We start from the raw sequence: 18,213 nt of genomic DNA on the forward strand, positions 1-18,213 counted from the left end.
GTGTACCCCAGCCCTCCGCTTAGGGGTTAATTAATACTCGCGTGGAGTGGTGCCATAGTAACTATGGATCGACGTCGCCCAGGCGCTGTCCGCCATGTTCGGCCAGTTATCGGTATCGAAGCCGGGCGCGTTTTCGATGCGTTCCTTGTCGACGTTCAGGGTGAAGCGCTTGTTGACGGTGTCGAGCAGCAGCGCTTCCCAGGGCACGGCGAACAGTTTTTCGCCGATGGTGAAGACACCGCCGTGCGACATGACGGCATAAGCGATCTTGCCGCTGCGCATGTCGATCATGATTTCCTTGATTTCGCCCAGGTGTTCATCCTTGGCGTTGTGCACATGGTCGCCGATCAGGGTGTCGGCACCCATCAGTTCAGGGCCGGGGCCTTTGTGGCCGCGGTTGACATACATGCCGTAGGCGTCGCGTTCTTCGTAGCTCATGGTGACCTCCTGTTGAAAAATCCCAGTCTGCCGCCAGGGCGCGGCAGGGTCTGTTCGCTCGCCCACACAAAGTATGGAATTGGAAATATTTCAATTCTTGCTATCGGGTAATTTTGTTGTGCGTAGACAGCAGGAGGGGGAGGGATAGTCGGTATTTGGCGCAAATTTCCGCGCGCGGGGGGCGACGCAGGCGGGCTTTAGTGTATAATTTCAATTTCCCGCACGTGCCGTTCGGCACCATCTGCAATGACCAAATTTGTCTTCGTCACTGGTGGCGTTGTGTCCTCCCTTGGAAAAGGGATTGCCGCCGCCTCCCTCGCCGCGATCCTCGAATCGCGCGGCCTTAAAGTCACCATGCTCAAGCTCGACCCGTACATCAACGTCGATCCTGGCACGATGAGCCCTATGCAACACGGTGAAGTATTCGTCACCGACGACGGGGCCGAAACCGACCTCGACCTCGGTCACTACGAGCGCTTCATCTCCACCCGCATGAAAAAGGTGAATAACTTCACCACTGGCCAGATCTATGAATCGGTGATCCGCAAGGAACGCCGGGGCGAGTATCTGGGCAAGACCGTGCAGGTGATTCCGCATATCACCAATGAAATCCAGGACTACATCCGCCGTGGCGCCGAAGGCTACGACGTGGCCCTGTGCGAAATCGGCGGCACCGTCGGCGATATCGAATCGTTGCCATTCCTGGAAGCGGCGCGTCAGCTGAGCCTGCGCGCCGGCCGCAAGAACACGGCCTTCGTCCACCTGACCCTGGTGCCTTACATCGCCTCGGCCGGTGAACTGAAGACCAAGCCGACCCAGCACTCGGTGCAAAAGCTGCGCGAAATCGGCATCTTGCCCAACGCCTTGCTGTGCCGCGCCGACCGCGCCATCCCGGAAGACGAGCGGGCGAAAATCTCGCTGTTCTCGAACATCGAGGAAGACGCCGTCATTTCCGTGTGGGACGTCGACACCATCTACAAAGTGCCGCAAATGCTGCACGACCAGGGCCTCGACAAGATCATCTGCGATGCGCTGGATCTCGATCCCGCACCGGCCGACCTGTCGATCTGGAGCAAGCTGATCTACACGATGGAGCACCCGAAGGCGGAAGTGACCGTCGGCATGGTCGGCAAGTATGTCGAGCTGACCGAGTCGTACAAGTCGCTGATCGAAGCGCTGCGCCACGCCGGCATCCACACGGAAAGCCGCGTCAACATCGAGTACATCGATTCGGAAGAAATCGAAACGACGGGTTGCGACAACCTGGGCAAGTACGATGCCATCCTGGTACCGGGCGGCTTCGGCAAGCGCGGCGTGGAAGGCAAGATCAAGGCGGCCCAGTTCGCCCGCGAAAACAAGATCCCTTACCTGGGCATCTGCCTGGGCATGCAAGTGGCCCTGATCGAATACGCGCGCAACAAGGCAGGCATGCCGAACGCGAATTCGACCGAGTTCGACCTTGATACGGATCAACCTGTTGTTGCACTGATCAATGAGTGGCAAAACCACGATGGTAAAGTCGAGTTGCGCGATGAAAACTCGGACCTGGGCGGTACCATGCGCCTGGGCGCGCAGACCTGCGCCGTCAATCCGGGCACCCTCGCCGCCGAGATCTACGGCAGCGTGGTGACCGAGCGTCACCGCCATCGCTACGAAGCCAATAATCACTACCTGGCCCGTGTCGAAGCGGCTGGCCTGATCGTGTCGGCCCGCACGCCAAGCGAAGATTTGTGCGAAATCATGGAATTGCCACGCACGGGTGAAAATGCCCACCCATGGTATATGGGCGTGCAATACCATCCCGAGTTCAAGTCGACGCCACGCACCGGCCATCCGTTGTTTACCTCGTTCATCAAGGCAGCGCTGGCGCACAAAGAAGCCAACGCCGCTGCGCAATAACGCGGTCGATTACGACAGTATTACCCGTAAGACAGCTCCCGGCCAGATGGTTCCCGCCGGGAGTTTCTTTGCCCCCTTTGTGCAATTGCGCATCAGAACGCAGTGTGCAGCCCCTGTTACGCTTAACTTTGGAGAATGACATGAGTGCTATTGTTGATATTATCGGTCGCGAAATCCTGGACTCGCGCGGTAACCCGACCGTCGAATGCGATGTGTTGCTGGAATCGGGCGTGATGGGCCGTGCGGCCGTGCCGTCGGGTGCCTCGACCGGTTCGCGCGAAGCCGTGGAATTGCGCGATGGCGACGCCAAGCGCTACTTCGGCAAGGGTGTGCTGCAAGCATGCGAAAACATCAATACCGAAATCTCCGAAGCCATCATGGGCCTGGACGCCAATGAGCAGGCTTTCCTGGACCGTACCCTGATCGACCTGGACGGTACGGAAAACAAATCGCGCCTGGGCGCCAACGCCATCCTGGCCGTCTCGATGGCCGTCGCCAAGGCTGCCGCCGAAGAAGCGGGCTTGCCGCTGTACCGCTATTTCGGCGGTTCGGGCGCCATGCAGATGCCAGTGCCGATGATGAACGTCATCAACGGCGGCGCGCACGCCGACAACAACCTGGACATCCAGGAATTCATGATCATTCCCGTGGGCGCCCCATCGTTCAAGGAAGCCGTTCGCTACGGCGCGGAAGTGTTCCACACGCTGAAAAAGATCCTGCACAAGAAGGGCCTGAATACCAACGTGGGCGACGAAGGCGGTTTCGCGCCATCCTTGGCCAACCATGAAGAAGCCATCAAGCTGATCATCCAGGCCATCGAAGAAGCGGGCTACGAGCCAGGCACGCAGATCGCCATCGGCCTCGATTGCGCCGCGTCCGAGTTCTACAAGAACGGCAAGTACGAAATGGAAGGCGAAGGCCTGAGCCTGACGGCCACCGAGTTCACCAACCTGCTGGCGACCTGGTGCGACAAGTACCCGATCATCTCGATCGAAGACGCGATGCACGAAGGCGACTGGGACGGCTGGGCGATCCTCACCCAGGAACTGGGCAAGAAAGTGCAGCTGGTCGGCGACGACCTGTATGTCACCAACACCAAGATCCTGAAAGAAGGCATCTCGAAAGGCATCGCCAACTCGATCCTGATCAAGATCAACCAGATCGGCACGCTGACGGAAACCTTCGCCGCCATCGAAATGGCCAAGCGCGCCGGCTACACGGCCGTCATTTCGCACCGCTCGGGCGAAACGGAAGATTCGACCATCGCCGATATCGCCGTTGCCACGAACGCCCTGCAGATCAAGACCGGCTCGATGTCGCGTTCGGACCGCATGGCCAAGTACAACCAGCTGCTGCGTATCGAGGAAGACCTGGGCGACATCGCCAGCTACCCTGGCCGCGATGCGTTCTATAATCTGAAGTAAGCTGATGTAAAACCCACTGGCCGGCCGGAGATATCCGGCCGGTTTGTTAACCGACTACCCCATGCGCCTGATTACGCTTGCCCTGGCAGCCCTGCTGCTGCTGATCCAATTTCCCCTCTGGCTGGGTAAAGGCGGCTGGCTGCGCGTTGCCGACATGGAAGCCCAGGTGGCGGTGGCGAATAAAAAGAATATGGAATTGAAGGCGCGCAACGCCAAGCTCGAATCCGAAGTGCGCGACCTGAAAGATGGTACGGGCGCCGTCGAGGAGCGTGCCCGCTATGAGCTGGGTATGGTCAAACAGAATGAGATTTTCGTGCAGATCGTGCGCAAGGGACAAACCCCGCCACTGCTGGAAACACCGGTGGACGCTGCCGCGCCGCACTAAGTCATACACATTTCCCGCTTGCCAGCCTGGACCGATTGCCAGGCTGACATATCACAGCTGTATTAGTACCTGGTACTTCTTACTTTCTACTGCTATACACGACTGCCTTGTTGCTTGCTGATCAGAAACGGGCCTTGCCGGTCGAGATCAGGTAGAAATGGATGCCGGTAACGACGACGGCTACGGCGATCAGTGCGGTTTCGAGAAACATCATATAAAAATCCTTTCAGAGTATTGAGTTAGCCGCGCGACGCGAGGAAACGCAGTTCGGCTGCCAGATTCGGCATCAGCTTTTCGTAGCGGTTCGCTTCCGAGTTCAGCAGGGCGAAATCGCGCTTGCTTGGGCGTACATAGCGCTCGTCGTCGGCGCTGGTCGTCGCGGTGGCGATGACTTCCTTCTGCGCCAGTTCGCTGTACGGCTTGGAAGCGAGCAGGGCGCCCAGGAAGGCGCGCGTGGCGCGGCCCAGGTTGCTGAAGTAGTTGTCGTTGTCGTTGCTGTAGGTGTTGGTAAAAGTGGACATATGCCCTCCATGAATGGTCTGTTGTTGCATTGCACAATAATGGAGTTGGCGATATATGTCTAATTTCAAATTCCAATTTCAGAAATTCAAGAAACGAATAATAAGGGCGTAGCCGCCGGCCACGCCCTGAAAAAGAATTTGTTACCAAATGTTTATCCGGCGGCGATGCGTCCCAAACCGGGATCGTCGCTGAAAAAGCCGTCCAGTCCCGTCTCGATGTAACGCCGCATTTCCGCCACGGAACCGGCTTCGTTGCGCGCATTCTCGCCATTGCCATCGCGGAAGTCGGCCGCCAGGAAACGGTTTTCCGGGCGGAAGGTCCACGTGTGCAGCAGCAAGCCCGCCTGGTGCGCATCGTCGACGATGGACGAGGGTTTTGCCAGGCGCTGGTCGGCGCCCAGTGCGATGACGCCACGCGTGGGCGGCGCCACCACGTCCGCGTAGGCGGCGATGTCGCGCAAGCCTGCCGACGTGGTCATTTGTCCAAACGTCAGCTTTCCACCCGCCTTGACGACATCCATCGGGCGCACGTCGCCGCCCACCACCAGCTGCATCAGGCGCACGTTGGCGCGCCGTCCCAGCTTCTCGCGCAAGTACTTCAAATTTGCCACTTCGAAGGACTGGATCTCGATCGGCGCGCGGCGCGTGTATTCGTGCGCCAGCATGGTCGACAGGAAACGGTCTTCCAGCGCCAGGCCCGCATCGCGGAAATACGTGGAGCTTTTCAGCTCCGGCACGAGGCCGATGACGCGGCCGCTGGCGGCAGATTGCGCTGCAACAAAATCGATGATTTCTTCCCATGTGGGGATCTGGAATTGTCCATCGTACAAGGTGTTGCCTGTGCGTACTTTGGGCAAGCGTTCGATGGCGCGCAGGGTTTTCAGTTCCGCCAGGGTGAAGTCGTCGACGAACCAGCCTTCGTGCCATTCGCCATCGACCATCTTCTTGCCGCGCCGGCTGGCAAACTCGGGCCGGCGCGCCACGTCGGTGGTGTCGATCAAATTGCTTTCGTGGCGCGCCACGAGGATGCCGTCGCGCGTGGCCACCAGGTCCGGCTCGACGTAGTCGGCGCCATCGAGGATGGCCTTGGCGTACGACGCCAAGGTATGCTCGGGGCGCAGGGCGCTGGCGCCCCGGTGGGCGAACACGAGCGGACGGCTCGGGGGCGTGGCCAGCAGGCCGGCGGCAAAGCCCGGTGCTGCCGCCAGGGCCAGGCCGCCCACGGCCGCCTGGACGAAGTTGCGGCGCGAAAAGTGCCGTTGCGGGAGGATGGGTGAGCGCATCAGAAGTCCGCCGTCAAGGTCAGGAAGCCCTGGCGTGGGGCAATCGGGAAGGTGTTGTACGTCTTGTCGGCCGCGCCCACGACCACGTTCAGCGATCCTTCGCGGTTGGCCAGGTTGCTGACGTTCACGCGCCAGCGCGGGTTTTTCAGCCAGCCGGCCATGGCCGGCAGCTTGCCCGACACGCCCAGGCCCATCAGGAAATAGCTGGGGACGGACAAATCGTTGGTGTACGTCGCGTAGCGCTTGCCCACATAGTCTCCCGTCAGTTGCACTTCGATATCGCCAAACGTGGCCGAAGCCACGAACTTGTTCAGCCATTCCGGCGAGCCGGGCACGTTCTTGCCAGCGGTCAAGACCAGCGCGGCGCCATTGTTGTAATTGTCCGCGTACTGCGAGCGGTTGTACGACAGGGCATTGTAGAACGAAAAATTGTTACCAAAGTGCACGGTGCCCGCGATATCGATGCCGTCCGTGCGCACGCTGCCCACGTTGGCCAGCACGGGGTTGCCGCCGATGATGGACGAAATCACGGGCGTGGGGCTGATCTGCAGCAAACGGTTGCTGAAGTCGACGTGATATACATTGACCTGGCCATCGATGGCCGTGATGGCACCCAGGTTCAGCGGATGGCTGCCGCGCACGCCCACTTCATAGGTGAGCGCCGTTTCCGGCTTGGCGTCGCGCTTGAACAAATCAAACGCGGCCTGGCTCGACAAGCTCCATGGCGAGGCGCCGCCGCCGCCGTAGGTGACGAACTGGCGCATGTTTTTCTGGATATTGAAGTACAGCTGGTCTTGCGGCGTGAAGTCCCAGCGCGCGCCCACTTGCGGCAGGAACCATTTTTTCGTGTTGATGGTGCCGACCGGCAAGGCCGTCGAGCCGCCCGCGATGGCGCCCAGCGCTGGCTGCACGGGGAATTGACCGTCGGCAAACTGCAGGCTGGACTTGAAGCCGGCCTGCAGGGCGATATCGGGGCGGATGCGCCATTCATCCTGCAAATGCAGCTGCACCACCTTGTTGTCGATCTCGCTGCCGTACTGCGTGATCAAGGGATTGCTGGGGCGGTCATACGGCGAGGTGGGGTTGTTGACGTCCAGCGCATACCAGCGGCGGTAGGCGGACGAGCGGTTCTGTTCCAGCCACAGGCCCGCTTCCAGCTGGTGCTCGCCGAGCTCCTTGCGCAGGGTGGAAATGAAGCCGCCGCGCTTGATGTCGTATTCCGTGGTGCGCACGGCGTAGCCCGAGTTGCCGAACACCTGTTTCAGGTTCTGTTTCGGGTAGTACACGCTGAACAGGCCCGGCAAGCCGGCCACGCCGATGGGGCCGGCCACCACGCCGGCGCCGTCATCCTTGTGGTAATACACCTGGTTGGACCATGTCATGCCTTCGGACAAGTTTGCGTCGAACTTGGCGTAGGCCAGGTAATCGGTGCGCTGCGCATCGCTGTAGTAATTGCGGTAATTGTTGCCGTCGGCGGCAGGCGTCGCGCCCGTGGGCGACAGGTAATTCAGGGCCGCCTTGAAGTCGGGGTACAGGAAGGGGCGCGTGTACGGTGCGCTCGTTTCGCCTGCCACGTGCACGGTGCTGTCTTCGTTCGGCTCGATCTTGTCCGAGTAATTGAAGAACAGGGTCAGCTTGCCCGCCTCGCTGCGGTTGACGTATTTGGCATTGAACTGGTCGCCGCCCTGGCGCGCATCGAAATCCCAGGCGCGCGCTTCGTGGTGCAGGATGGAAAAATAGGCGCTGCTGCCGTCGCCGAAAACGCCCGTGTCGTAGCGGGCAAATGTGCGCGAGGTGCGGTGGCTGCCCACCGTTTGCTGCACGCTGGCGCCTTGCGTGGCCAGCGGATCGCTGGAATACGTCTCGATGGTGCCGCCCAGGTTGCTGGTCGAGGCCGTCGCCAGGTCGCCCGCACCCGAGGACAGCACGACGCTGCGCACGTTTTCGCTGATGACGGCGCGCTGCGGCGACAGGCCGTTGTAGTTGCCGTACTGCTGGTCGCCCAGCGGCACGCCATCCATGGTGTAGCCGAGTTGCTGACCGGAAAAGCCATGCACGAACAGCGACAGGTTTTGCTCGTTGTTGCCCCAAGGATCGGCCGTCTGGAAGCTGACGCCTGGCAAGGTTTGCAGGGCTTTCAGGGGATTCGTGCCGGGCAGGACTTTCTGGATTTCATTCTTGCTCAGGGAAACCGAGGAGCGCGTCTTGCGCGAGGAAATCTCCACGGTGGCCATCGGTGCGTTGTCGTCGGCAGCCGGGGCGGCAGCGGCTGCCATGTCGGTAGTGGCGGATGCCACGGCGGCGGCCACGGCCGTTTGCGCCAGCGCCGGCAGGGAGAAGCCCGCGGCGCAGGCGCCCAGCAAAACGTGGAAGGAATGGCGGCGCAGGGCCAGCGTCAAGTGGGTGGTCATCATCAGCCTGTGGAGAGTGGGAAGTAATACAAGCTGCGCAGCGTAACGGCGGCGCGTGACGGGCTGATGACGAACTGATGACGGAACGATGACAGTGGAAACAATTGCGCCGCCTCAAGGGCGGCGCGGCAGATTCATTGCGAAACTGTAATGCTTAGTTGATGCTGGCGGCTGGCGGAATCAAGACCTCGGCCGGCGCATCGGTGATGAACAGCTGCGCGCAATCGACCTTGTCGAATTCGTAATGCTGGCCGCAGAAATCGCAGTTCACGCCCACTTGCCCCACTTCTTCCAGGGTGCTGTTGACTTCTTCCTCGCCCAGCATCTTGAGCATATTGCCCACTTTTTCGCGCGTGCAGCTGCAATGGAAGCTCGGGTGCAGCGGGTCGAAGACGCGGATCGTCTCTTCCCAGAACAAGCGTTGCATCAGGGTATCGATGTCCGTCGACAGGATTTCCGTCTCTTTCAGGGTCGACGCCAGCATCACGGCGCGGTTCCACGTGTCGAGCGCATCTTCTTCCGACACGGGCGTCGCCTCGGCCTTGCCGCCATGGTGCGGCAGCTTTTGCAGCAGCAGGCCGCGCGAGACGGTGTCGTCCGTGGCCAGCCACAGACGGGTGTCGAGCTGTTCCGAACGCAACATGTAGTTTTCGATCACGGTGGCCATGTCGTCGCCGTCCAGCGGCACGATGCCCTGGTACGGTTGCTGGCCAGGCACCTTGTCGGCCGGGTCCAGGGTGATGATGAAGCGGCCCTTGCCCGTGGCGTTGAGCAATTGCGGCACCGTGGCCACGTCGGGAATGGCGGCGTCCGGGTCCAGCTTGGCCGTGGCGCGCAGGCGAAGGTCGGAATCGCATTCGACCACCATCAGGCGCACGGGACCGTCACCGTGGATTTGCATGATGATGGAGCCGTTGAATTTCAGGTTGGCCGACAGCAGGGCGGCGGCGGCCACCATTTCGCCCAGCACTTTCTTCACGGCCGTGGGGTAGGCGTGGCGCGACACCACTTCCTGCCAGGTGGTCGATACGTCGATGAACTGGCCGCGCACGGCGGCATTGTCGAAAATAAATTTTTGCAGGGTATCCTGGCCGCTAACGGCTGCGCTGACGGCGCCCGTGGTTTCAGTCGTCATTCTCTTATCCAATCTTCTTGAGTTGCGTATTAAATAGCTGGCCGCGCTGCACATAGTTCACGGCGTTGCCTTGTAGCCTGGTGATATCGTCTGCCGTCAGGGCCCGCACGGCTTTCGCCGGTGAGCCGATGATCAGCATATTGTCGGGAAATTCCTTGCCTTCCGTGACCAGCGCGCCCGCGCCGACCAGGCAGTTTTTGCCGATCTTCGCGCCGTTCAGGATCACGGCCTGGATGCCGATCAGGGCGCCATCGCCGATCGTGCATCCATGCAACATTGCCTGGTGGCCAATGGTCACGTTCCGGCCGATGTCCAGCGGGTAGCCCGGGTCCGTATGCAGCACGGCGCCTTCCTGCACATTGCTGTTGGCGCCCACGGTGATGCGTTCGTTGTCGCCGCGAATCGTGGCGCCGAACCATACGGACGTATTCGCTTCCAGGGTCACCTTGCCGATCACGTTGGCCGTGTCGGCAACAAAAGCGGAAGCATCAATCTGCGGCGCATCGGCGCCCAATTGGTAGAGTGTCATCGTCAGCCTGTGGCGGTGGTGGAAGCGCCGGGCAGGGCCGGACGCGAAAGTTTTACTGTGTTGCGTACGCTATTTTACGCTGTTGCAGGACAAGTCCTGCCGCCGACCGCCAATCCGGTATAATTATCGAACGGTCGTACTTTTATATGCGCACTATCTACAGACACAGCATGTGGCGCCATCTGCGCCACTTTCAAGGCAGGCAATCAGATGAAACCCATGAAACTTTCCCGTTCCGAATTCATCAACATCCGCGGCGCCCGCACGCATGTGCGCCACTGGGGCCGCGAAGGCGCGCCCATCCTGTTCATGGTGCACGGCTGGATGGACGTGGCCGCCTCGTTCCAGTTCGTCGTCGACGAGTTGCAAGGCGACTGGCACGTGATCGCCCCCGACTGGCGCGGCTTTGGCCTGAGCGACTACACGCAGTCCGATACCTACTGGTTCCCCGACTACCTGGCCGACCTGGACGCCATGCTGCTGCACTATTCGCCGGAAGCACCCGTCAATCTGCTCGGTCACAGCATGGGCGCCAACGTGGCCGGCCTGTACGCGGGCGTGCGGCCCGAACGCATCAGCCGCTTCATCAACCTGGAAGGCTTCGGCATGATGGCAACGCAGCCGGAGCAGGCGCCGGGCCGCTACGCCAAGTGGCTAGCCGAATTGCGCGAGCCGCCCGCCATGCGCAGCTATCCTTCGCAGCGCGCCGTGGCCGAGCGCCTGCAAAAGACCAATCCGCGCCTGCCGGACGACCGCGCGGCCTTCCTGGCTGAACACTGGTCGGCGCAGAACGAAGCGGGCGAATGGGACATTCTGGGCGACCCGCAGCACAAGCGCGTCAACCCCATCCTGTACCAGGTGGAAGAAGTGATGGCCTGCTGGCGCCGCATCACGGCCCCCGTGCTGTGGGTGGAGGCTGATGACACGAATATGTGGCAATGGATGGGGCCCAAGGAACAGGCGCGCATCGAGATCGACCGGCGTTTGGCCTGCATCAAGGATGTGCGCTGCGAGATGATGGCGGACGCGGGCCACATGCTGCATCATGATCAACCGGCGGCATTGGCGCGGCTGGTGGAAGCATTTTTGGCCTGATGTGTGTCTGGAACGCCGCAGCGCGATTTGACAAGCAGCGTACAATGAAAACTTCTTCCATGCTGAGCCCGTGCAGGGTATTGTTTTCACATGCTTAAAGTCGACCTGCATTGTCATTCGAATATCTCCGACGGCGTGCTGTCACCGGCCGCCGTGGCTGCGCACGCGCGCAAGGCGGGCGTCGATGTGTGGGCGCTGACGGACCACGATGAAGTATCGGGCGTCGCCGCCGCGCGCACGGCCGCGCTGGACCTGGGCATGCGTTTCGTGGCCGGCGTGGAAATCTCGATCACGTGGGCCGGCGAAACCGTGCACATCGTGGGCTTGCAAGTCGATGAAAACAACCCGGGCCTCGTGCAGGGCTTGCACCAGACGCGTTCGGGACGCGATGCGCGCGGCCGGGAAATCGCCCGCCAGCTGGACCTGGCTGGCATCCCCGACGCCTATGAAGGGGCCTTGAAATTCGTCGGCAACCCGGACCTGATGTCGCGCACGCACTTTGCCCGCTACATCGTGGAAACGGGCAAATGCGCGAATATCCCTGACGTGTTCAAGAAATACCTGTCGGAAGGCAAGCCGGGTTATGTCGAGCACCGCTGGGCCACCCTGGCCGAAGCCGTGGGCTGGATACGCGGGGCGGGCGGCGTGGCCGTCATCGCCCATCCGGGCCGCTACCGCTTCAGCGACATGGCGCAAGGCGTGCTGTTCGATGAATTCAAGCAACTCGGCGGCGTGGCCATCGAAGTCGTCACGGGCAGCCACAGTCCGGACCAGTATCCGGAATATGCGCAGCTGGCCAATGCCTACGGCTTCCTCGCCTCGCGCGGCACGGATTTCCATGCGCCGGGCGAATCGCGCGTGGATTTTGCCATGTTGCCGCCGTTGCCTGCCAACGTGACCCCGATCTGGCACGACTGGTTCTAGCTTGCAGCCAGGCAAATCTGCTGCGCGGCGCGCTTTGCGGCCGGCGATGCTCGCTGTACTCAAGTACAGCTGCGCTTCTCGGCCACAAATCACTGCCGCTCGCGACGATTTTCCTGGCTGCCGATGCGCTGGCGTATCGCCATAGCTGCTTGAAAATGCGCCTGTTCGTACTTATCTTTTCGTTATTCTTGTCATACATAGTCATCTGGAGCCATCGCCCATGAAACGTATCGTCCTTTTTATCGCAACCAACCTGGCCGTGATGCTGGTGCTGTCGCTCGTCCTCAGCTTGTTGGGCGTGGGCAATCCGGCGCGCGGCAGTACCCTGAACCTGGGCAGCCTGCTGGTGTTTTCGCTGGTGGTGGGTTTCACCGGGTCCATCTTTTCCCTGTTGATCAGCAAGCCGATGGCCAAGTGGAGCACGGGCGCGCGCGCGATCGACAACCCAACGTCCTCGACGGAATTGTGGCTGGTCAATACCGTGCGCGCGCTGTCCGAGCGGGCCGGCATCGCCATGCCGGAAGTGGCCGTGTACGAAGGCGACGCGAATGCGTTTGCCACGGGCGCTTTCAAGAATTCGGCGCTGGTGGCCGTGTCCACAGGCTTGCTGCAAAGCATGAACCGCGATGAAGTCGAGGCCGTGCTGGGCCACGAGATCGCCCACGTTGCCAATGGCGACATGGTGACCTTGACCCTGATCCAGGGCGTGGTGAACACTTTCGTCGTCTTCATGGCCCGCGTGGTGGGTTTCTTTGTCGATAATGTGCTGTTGAAAAATAACAACCGCGAAGGCGGCGGGCGCGGCATCGGTTACTTTGTGACCGTGATGGTGTGCGAAGTGATCTTCGGCCTGCTCGCTTCCATCATCGTGGCCTGGTTCTCGCGCCAGCGCGAATTTCGCGCCGATGCCGGTTCCGCCAAGCTGCTGGGCAGCCCCACGCCAATGATGCATGCGCTGGCCCGCCTGGGCGGCGTGCCGCCGGGCGAACTGCCGCAATCGATGCAGGCGCTGGGCATCAGCGGCGGCAATGGCGGCTGGGGCGCGCTGTTCGCCACCCATCCGCCCATCGAAGAACGTATCGCCGCGCTGCGCGGCGTACAATAATGCTAACTTAACAAGCTGGTTCGCCAGAACGCTTACACATGAGTCAATTTTTTCATATTCACCCTGAGAATCCGCAATTGCGTTTGATCAAGCAGGCGGCCCAGATCATCCAGTCCGGCGGCGTCGTGGCCTTGCCCACGGATTCCTGCTACGCGCTGGTGTGCCAGCTCGACGACAAGGGCGCCGTCGAGCGCCTGCGCCGCATCCGTGGCGTGGATGAAAAGCACCATCTGACCTTGCTGTGCCGCGACTTGAGCGAGCTGGGCGTGTATGCCAGAGTCGACAACCGCCAGTTCCGCCTGCTCAAGGCGGCCACGCCGGGCGCCTACACCTTCATCCTGGAAGCGACCAAGGAAGTGCCGCGCCGCCTCAGCCATCCTTCGCGCAAGACCATCGGCCTGCGCGTGCCGCAGCACCGCATCGTGCAATGCCTGCTGGAAGAGCTGGGCCAGCCGCTGCTGGGCGCCACATTGACCCTGCCCGGCGACGAAGAGAGCCTGACGGATGCCGACACCATCCGCGAACGGCTGGAAAAACTGGTCGACCTGATCATCGACGGCGGCGTCTGCGCGCACGGCCCCAGCACCGTGATCGACCTGACGGGGCCGGAGCCGGAAGTGGTGCGCGTGGGACGCGGCGACCCGGCCGTGCTGGGTTTGTAGCGAGGCATCGCGCACCCGTTCCGGCGCCGCTCTTCACCTATTCTTAATGACAACATAAGCAAGGACGGTGGACGCCTCTGTTAAAATCGGCGCCATGAATGATATCAATGTGACGGTGCAGACGATCGCGGTGTACCTGGTGCCCGTGCTGTTTGCCATCTCCCTGCATGAAGCGGCGCACGGCTACACGGCCAAGTATTTTGGCGATCCGACGGCTTCGAACGAGGGCCGGCTGAGCCTTAATCCGATCCGGCATATCGATCTTTTCGGCACGATCCTGCTGCCCTTGACCCTGTATTGGGCGATAGGCGTGCCGTTCGGCTATGCCAAGCCGGTGCCCGTCGATTTCAGCCGCCTGCGCAATCCGAAGAAACAGATGGCCTGGGTGGCGCTGGCAGGGCCGATGGCCAACCTGGCCATGGCGTTTGGCTGGATGATTGCGCATGTCCTGCTGGGCACGGTATCGCCCGGTTTTGCCATGCGCGGCTACCTTGACGAGGTGAGCCTGGCTGGCGTGGCGGTCAACGTGGTCATGTTCTGTTTTAACCTGATACCCGTGCCGCCCCTCGATGGCGGGCGCATCGTCGCCGGCATGCTGCCCAACAGCCTGTCGAGGAAGTACGCCAGCATTGACCGCTATACGCCGTTCGTCTTCGCTCTGCTGATTTTTCTGAGCTATAAAGGCTACCTGGGCCTGGCGTTGAGCGGCGTGCTCCAGAAGGCGGTGGAGCTCCTGTACGCGATGACCTTGCCGCTGCGTATGCTGCTGGGCTGATGTGTGCTAAAGAGCAATTAACTGATGGAAGTACCGATGCAAGTAACTGAACCAACAATAGAAACCGAAGCGATTTCCGGCTGGCTGCGCCGCTGGGCGCCCCTGATCCCGGGCGGCGAAGTGCTGGACCTGGCCTGCGGCGCAGGCCGCCATGCGCGCCATCTGGTGAGCTTGGGCCACCCGGTGCTCGCGCTCGACCATGATCCGGAAATGCTGGAAAAGGCGGCCGGCACGGGTATCACCACCTCGCTGGTGGACCTGGAGGCGCCGGGCGCCGTGTGGCCCTTCGCTCCTGGCCGCTTTGCCGGCATCGTCGTCACCAATTATCTGCACCGGCCGTTGCTGGAAGCCATGATTGCCAGCCTGGCGCCCGATGGCGTGCTGCTGTATGAAACGTTTGCCGAGGGTAATGAGCAGTTCGGCAAGCCGTCGAATCCGAAATTCCTGCTCAAGGAAGGCGAAATGCTGACCTGGGCGGTGCAGCAGGGTTTGCGTGTGGTAGCGTATGAAGATGGGCGCGTCGAACAGCCAAAAGCTGCTCTGGTGCAACGAATTTGTGCCGTCCGGCCGGATTTTCCACGGTTGGCAGCCTTGCTGCCGACGTTTTGAGCGGCCATACTATGTCAGAATGCACCACAGGCGCGGGCTATCCGCTACAATCGTTGTTTTATTTATCGGCGCTATAAACTTACTATGATCAAGGGCAGCATTGTAGCAATCGTCACCCCGATGCACGCAGACGGCAGTCTGGACTTTCCAGGTCTGCGCAAGCTGATCGACTGGCATATCGCCGAGGGTACGGACGGCATCGTCATCGTTGGCACAACGGGCGAATCGGCAACAGTCAGCGTGGAGGAACACTGCGAACTGATCCAGTTGACCGTCGAACATGCCAAGGGACGCATTCCTATCATCGCCGGTGCCGGAGGCAACTCCACGGCCGAGGCCATCAAACTGACGCGTTACGCTAAAGAAGCGGGCGCCGATGCTGTCTTGCAAGTGGTGCCGTACTACAACCGTCCTACCCAGGAAGGCATGTACCAGCACTTCAAGGCTATCGCCGAAGCCGTCGATATCCCCGTCATCCTGTACAACGTGCCTGGTCGCACGGTTGCCGACATGAGCAACGAGACCATCGTGCGCCTGTCCGCCATCCCGAATATCGTCGGCGTGAAAGATGCAACCGGCAATATCGGCCGCGGCATCGACCTGCTGCGCCTCGTGCCGGCCGACTTCGCCGTGTACTCGGGCGACGATCCGACGGCCATGGCGCTGATGTTCTGCGGCGGCCACGGCAACATTTCCGTGACGGCCAACGTCGCGCCGCGCGCCATGCACGAACTGTGCGTCGCGGCCATGGCGGGCGAGCGTGCCACGGCGATTGCCATCAATAACAAAGTTTTCCCTCTGCACCAGAAATTGTTTGTCGAGCCCAACCCGGTGCCCGTCAAATGGGCGATGGCCGAAATGGGCCTGATGCCTGCCGGCATACGCTTGCCACTGGTGCCACTGGCTGAAAATTGCCATGCCACCGTGCGCGATGCCTTGCGCGACGCCGGCGTCCTGTCTTAAGGCCGAACTTCAAGCCCGGACTTGACCAGTCCGGACCTTCCCTGATTCCAGCTGCTACTTAGCTTCTTATCCAGTTACGACATGACTAATTGCAAGAAAAACCAATCGGCGCCTGCCACCATCGCCGTCCGCGGCATCGTCATCGGCGCCGTCGCAGCCAGCCTCGCGGGCTGCGGCATGATCAGTTCGGTAGTCGGCGGCGACAAGGTCGACTACAAGTCGGTCAAGAAAGCCGGCACCCTGGACGTGCCGCCTGACCTGACGCAATTGCAGCAGGACAACCGCTACTCCTTGCCGGATGCGAAAAACGGCGTGGCCACGGCGTCCGGCTACAACGCGCAGCGCAATGCCACGGCCGGTACCCCGGTCGTCGTGGGCGCCGACGGCGTGGTCGGCGTGGTGCCGGTCACGGCAGGCGGCGTGAAGGTCGAGCGCGCGGGCAACCAGCGCTGGCTGGTCGTCAAGCAGTCGCCTGAAGTGCTGTGGCCGCAGCTCAAGCAATTCTGGGAAGATTCGGGCTTTACCATTGCCGTCGACCAGCCGACGGCTGGCATCATGGAAACCGAGTGGAACGAAAACCGCGCCAAGGTGCCGCAGGACTTTATCCGCAGCACCATCGGCAAGGCCTTCGATTCGCTGTACTCGACCGGTGAAAAAGACAAGTTCCGTACCCGCGTGGAGCGCCTGGCCGACGGCTCGACCGAGATCTACATCAGCCACCGCGGCGTGGAAGAGGTTGTCACCGGCCGCGACAAGGAAACCACCACCTGGACCGCTCGCCCGAACGATCCGGGCCTGGAAGCGCAATTCCTGGCCAAGCTGATGACGCGCCTGGGCGCGGCCAGCGACGATGCGCAAGCGAAGACGGCCGTCGATGCCGCCATCGTGCAGCCGCAGCACGCCAAGCTGGTGGGCGACGCCGCCACCCAGACGCGCGGCATCGAAGTCGATGAAGGTTTTGACCGCGCCTGGCGCCGTGTCGGCCTGGCGCTGGACCGCGTCGGCTTCACCGTGGAAGACCGCGACCGCACGCAAGGCACGTATTTCGTGCGTTACGTCGATCCGGACGCGGTCAAGAAAGATGGCTTCTTCTCGAAGCTGTTCAGCTGGGGCTCGTCGTCCGACAAGGACAAGGAAGCGCAGCGCTACCGCGTCCTGGTCAAGGCCGGCACTGGCTCGACCAGCTTGGTCAGCGTCCTCAGCAACGAAGGAAAACCCGATACCTCGCCAGTGGCCGAGAAGATCCTGGGTCTGCTGAATGATCAGTTGAAATAAGCGCTACATTCGCGGCAGGCATCAGGACCTGCCGCGCATAAAAAAGGCTGGCCCGGGAAACCGGGGCAGCCTTTTTTATTGCCTTGACCCGTCCTGGAATAAGTTGACACTTTTTCGTTACAGAGAAGGAGTGTCCGATGGAACAAGGGTTTCGACGCAGTCAGCGAGATTACAGCCTGGCTTTTAAATTGAGCGTTGTCGAGCAGGTTGAAAAAGGCGAGATGACGTACAAGCAGGCGCAAACGCGCTACGGAATACAGGGTCGGTCGACAGTTTTGGTATGGTGTCGCAAACACGGCCTGCAGGATTGGACGCATCCCAGGGGCCGAAGCCAACGGAGAGCGACCATGACAGACACACCAGCCAGGCCACTGACGCCAGAGCAGCGCATCAAGGAGCTGGAGCGTCAGCTCAAGGAAGAAAAACAGAAATCCGCGCTGTTCGAGGCGGTTCTCGACGTCCTGCGTGACGAATACGGGGTGCCGGTAAAAAAGCCTTTGGGCAGGTCATCGCGCGCAAGCAAGTCGAAGGATTAAGCGTCGAACGGGCCTGCCGCTGTGTCGGCATCAGCCGCCAAGCGTATTACCAGCGCCGTCAGCGCGAGCGACATTGCCTGGACAGGGCGCAAACTGTCGTCAAGCTGGTGCAGCCGATACGCCTGCGCCAGCCACGCATCGGCACGCGCAAGCTGCACAGCCTGCTCGGTGCAGCCTTTTCCGGTGCAAAAATCAAATTGGGACGCGATGGACTCTTTGATATCTTGCGCCAGGAGCGGCTGCT

At 61.2% G+C, this 18,213-nt stretch carries 17 protein-coding genes and 1 pseudogene; 12 read left to right on the forward strand and 6 right to left on the reverse strand.

All coding sequences use genetic code 11. The annotated features are described in order from the left end of the window. Window positions 1-30: 30 nt before the first annotated feature. Entirely contained in the window at window positions 31-438 is a 408-nt protein-coding gene (locus tag CSQ95_RS07095) for a PRC-barrel domain-containing protein (protein WP_070291784.1), read from the reverse strand. A gap of 246 nt (window positions 439-684) precedes the next feature. Here CSQ95_RS07095 and CSQ95_RS07100 point away from each other — a divergent pair, with 246 nt between their 5' ends. The 3 genes from CSQ95_RS07100 (at window position 685) to ftsB (ending at window position 4,146) form a co-directional block, all read left to right on the forward strand. Further along, window positions 685-2,337: a CTP synthase gene (locus CSQ95_RS07100; protein WP_099408972.1), complete on the forward strand. Its 1,653-nt coding sequence runs from the start codon at window positions 685-687 to the stop codon at window positions 2,335-2,337. A 140-nt stretch (window positions 2,338-2,477) separates the two neighbouring features. After that, window positions 2,478-3,761, forward strand: a complete 1,284-nt coding sequence (eno, locus tag CSQ95_RS07105) for a phosphopyruvate hydratase (protein WP_070221437.1) — start codon at window positions 2,478-2,480, stop codon at window positions 3,759-3,761. A 61-nt stretch (window positions 3,762-3,822) separates the two neighbouring features. Beyond that, window positions 3,823-4,146, forward strand: coding sequence for a cell division protein FtsB (gene ftsB / locus CSQ95_RS07110; protein ID WP_035821182.1), 324 nt, complete (start codon window positions 3,823-3,825; stop codon window positions 4,144-4,146). A gap of 239 nt (window positions 4,147-4,385) precedes the next feature. Here the strand turns inward: ftsB and CSQ95_RS07115 are convergent, their stop codons facing one another. From CSQ95_RS07115 to CSQ95_RS07135, 5 genes are all read right to left on the reverse strand, one after another. Further along, window positions 4,386-4,667 (reverse strand): hypothetical protein, encoded by a 282-nt coding sequence (locus tag CSQ95_RS07115; protein WP_058049567.1) that lies wholly within the window; start codon window positions 4,665-4,667, stop codon window positions 4,386-4,388. A gap of 152 nt (window positions 4,668-4,819) precedes the next feature. Continuing rightward, complete coding sequence (locus CSQ95_RS07120; protein WP_099408973.1) at window positions 4,820-5,950, reverse strand: glycerophosphodiester phosphodiesterase; 1,131 nt, start codon at window positions 5,948-5,950, stop codon at window positions 4,820-4,822. Continuing rightward, window positions 5,950-8,364: a TonB-dependent receptor gene (locus CSQ95_RS07125; RefSeq protein ID WP_257217973.1), complete on the reverse strand. Its 2,415-nt coding sequence runs from the start codon at window positions 8,362-8,364 to the stop codon at window positions 5,950-5,952. The genes CSQ95_RS07120 and CSQ95_RS07125 overlap by 1 nt, the downstream gene beginning before the upstream one ends. A gap of 151 nt (window positions 8,365-8,515) precedes the next feature. Next, window positions 8,516-9,496: an Hsp33 family molecular chaperone HslO gene (hslO, locus tag CSQ95_RS07130; protein ID WP_099408975.1), complete on the reverse strand. Its 981-nt coding sequence runs from the start codon at window positions 9,494-9,496 to the stop codon at window positions 8,516-8,518. Between the two features lie 4 nt (window positions 9,497-9,500). Further along, window positions 9,501-10,025 (reverse strand): gamma carbonic anhydrase family protein, encoded by a 525-nt coding sequence (locus tag CSQ95_RS07135; protein ID WP_070291789.1) that lies wholly within the window; start codon window positions 10,023-10,025, stop codon window positions 9,501-9,503. Window positions 10,026-10,244: 219 nt separating this feature from the next. On the opposite strand from CSQ95_RS07135, the gene CSQ95_RS07140 reads away from it, so the two are divergent. From CSQ95_RS07140 to CSQ95_RS30005, 9 genes and pseudogenes are all read left to right on the forward strand, one after another. Continuing rightward, window positions 10,245-11,120, forward strand: coding sequence for an alpha/beta fold hydrolase (locus CSQ95_RS07140; protein ID WP_099409002.1), 876 nt, complete (start codon window positions 10,245-10,247; stop codon window positions 11,118-11,120). Between the two features lie 90 nt (window positions 11,121-11,210). Then, window positions 11,211-12,044: a 3',5'-nucleoside bisphosphate phosphatase gene (locus CSQ95_RS07145; protein WP_099408976.1), complete on the forward strand. Its 834-nt coding sequence runs from the start codon at window positions 11,211-11,213 to the stop codon at window positions 12,042-12,044. Between the two features lie 220 nt (window positions 12,045-12,264). Further along, window positions 12,265-13,149 (forward strand): protease HtpX, encoded by an 885-nt coding sequence (gene htpX / locus CSQ95_RS07150; RefSeq protein WP_099408977.1) that lies wholly within the window; start codon window positions 12,265-12,267, stop codon window positions 13,147-13,149. Between the two features lie 38 nt (window positions 13,150-13,187). Next, window positions 13,188-13,811 carry an L-threonylcarbamoyladenylate synthase gene (locus CSQ95_RS07155; RefSeq protein WP_086136192.1) on the forward strand — a complete coding sequence of 208 codons (624 nt, stop codon included), beginning with the start codon at window positions 13,188-13,190 and terminating at the stop codon, window positions 13,809-13,811. 94 nt (window positions 13,812-13,905) lie between these two features. After that, on the forward strand, window positions 13,906-14,586 hold the full coding sequence (locus CSQ95_RS07160; protein ID WP_180278975.1) for a site-2 protease family protein: 681 nt from the start codon (window positions 13,906-13,908) through the stop codon (window positions 14,584-14,586). A gap of 36 nt (window positions 14,587-14,622) precedes the next feature. Continuing rightward, window positions 14,623-15,195 (forward strand): bifunctional 2-polyprenyl-6-hydroxyphenol methylase/3-demethylubiquinol 3-O-methyltransferase UbiG, encoded by a 573-nt coding sequence (locus CSQ95_RS07165; RefSeq protein WP_070221469.1) that lies wholly within the window; start codon window positions 14,623-14,625, stop codon window positions 15,193-15,195. Window positions 15,196-15,279: 84 nt separating this feature from the next. Then, complete coding sequence (gene dapA / locus CSQ95_RS07170) at window positions 15,280-16,158, forward strand: 4-hydroxy-tetrahydrodipicolinate synthase (protein ID WP_086136194.1); 879 nt, start codon at window positions 15,280-15,282, stop codon at window positions 16,156-16,158. 81 nt (window positions 16,159-16,239) lie between these two features. Next, a complete protein-coding gene (gene bamC / locus CSQ95_RS07175; RefSeq protein WP_099408978.1) occupies window positions 16,240-17,433 on the forward strand; it encodes an outer membrane protein assembly factor BamC in 1,194 nt (397 codons plus the stop codon). Window positions 17,434-17,570: 137 nt separating this feature from the next. Continuing rightward, window positions 17,571-18,213 (forward strand): annotated as a pseudogene (locus tag CSQ95_RS30005) (IS3 family transposase); the annotation flags it as partial.

Source organism: Janthinobacterium sp. BJB304, from assembly GCF_002735765.1.
In the GTDB taxonomy this organism is placed as follows: Bacteria; Pseudomonadota; Gammaproteobacteria; order Burkholderiales; family Burkholderiaceae_D; genus Janthinobacterium.

Excerpts from the sequence above, each read along its gene's own strand:
- CSQ95_RS07155 (WP_086136192.1), top strand. The coding sequence starts at position 13,188 with ATGAGTCAATTTTTTCATATTCACCCTGAGAATCCGCAATTGCGTTTG.
- CSQ95_RS07115 (WP_058049567.1), bottom strand. The coding sequence starts at position 4,667 with ATGTCCACTTTTACCAACACCTACAGCAACGACAACGACAACTACTTC.
- CSQ95_RS07100 (WP_099408972.1), top strand. The coding sequence starts at position 685 with ATGACCAAATTTGTCTTCGTCACTGGTGGCGTTGTGTCCTCCCTTGGA.
- CSQ95_RS07125 (WP_257217973.1), bottom strand. The coding sequence starts at position 8,364 with ATGATGACCACCCACTTGACGCTGGCCCTGCGCCGCCATTCCTTCCAC.
- eno (WP_070221437.1), top strand. The coding sequence starts at position 2,478 with ATGAGTGCTATTGTTGATATTATCGGTCGCGAAATCCTGGACTCGCGC.
- CSQ95_RS07120 (WP_099408973.1), bottom strand. The coding sequence starts at position 5,950 with ATGCGCTCACCCATCCTCCCGCAACGGCACTTTTCGCGCCGCAACTTC.
- CSQ95_RS07145 (WP_099408976.1), top strand. The coding sequence starts at position 11,211 with ATGCTTAAAGTCGACCTGCATTGTCATTCGAATATCTCCGACGGCGTG.
- CSQ95_RS07095 (WP_070291784.1), bottom strand. The coding sequence starts at position 438 with ATGAGCTACGAAGAACGCGACGCCTACGGCATGTATGTCAACCGCGGC.
- CSQ95_RS07135 (WP_070291789.1), bottom strand. The coding sequence starts at position 10,025 with ATGACACTCTACCAATTGGGCGCCGATGCGCCGCAGATTGATGCTTCC.
- CSQ95_RS07140 (WP_099409002.1), top strand. The coding sequence starts at position 10,245 with ATGAAACTTTCCCGTTCCGAATTCATCAACATCCGCGGCGCCCGCACG.
- bamC (WP_099408978.1), top strand. The coding sequence starts at position 16,240 with ATGACTAATTGCAAGAAAAACCAATCGGCGCCTGCCACCATCGCCGTC.
- hslO (WP_099408975.1), bottom strand. The coding sequence starts at position 9,496 with ATGACGACTGAAACCACGGGCGCCGTCAGCGCAGCCGTTAGCGGCCAG.
- ftsB (WP_035821182.1), top strand. The coding sequence starts at position 3,823 with ATGCGCCTGATTACGCTTGCCCTGGCAGCCCTGCTGCTGCTGATCCAA.
- CSQ95_RS07160 (WP_180278975.1), top strand. The coding sequence starts at position 13,906 with ATGAATGATATCAATGTGACGGTGCAGACGATCGCGGTGTACCTGGTG.
- dapA (WP_086136194.1), top strand. The coding sequence starts at position 15,280 with ATGATCAAGGGCAGCATTGTAGCAATCGTCACCCCGATGCACGCAGAC.
- htpX (WP_099408977.1), top strand. The coding sequence starts at position 12,265 with ATGAAACGTATCGTCCTTTTTATCGCAACCAACCTGGCCGTGATGCTG.
- CSQ95_RS07165 (WP_070221469.1), top strand. The coding sequence starts at position 14,623 with ATGCAAGTAACTGAACCAACAATAGAAACCGAAGCGATTTCCGGCTGG.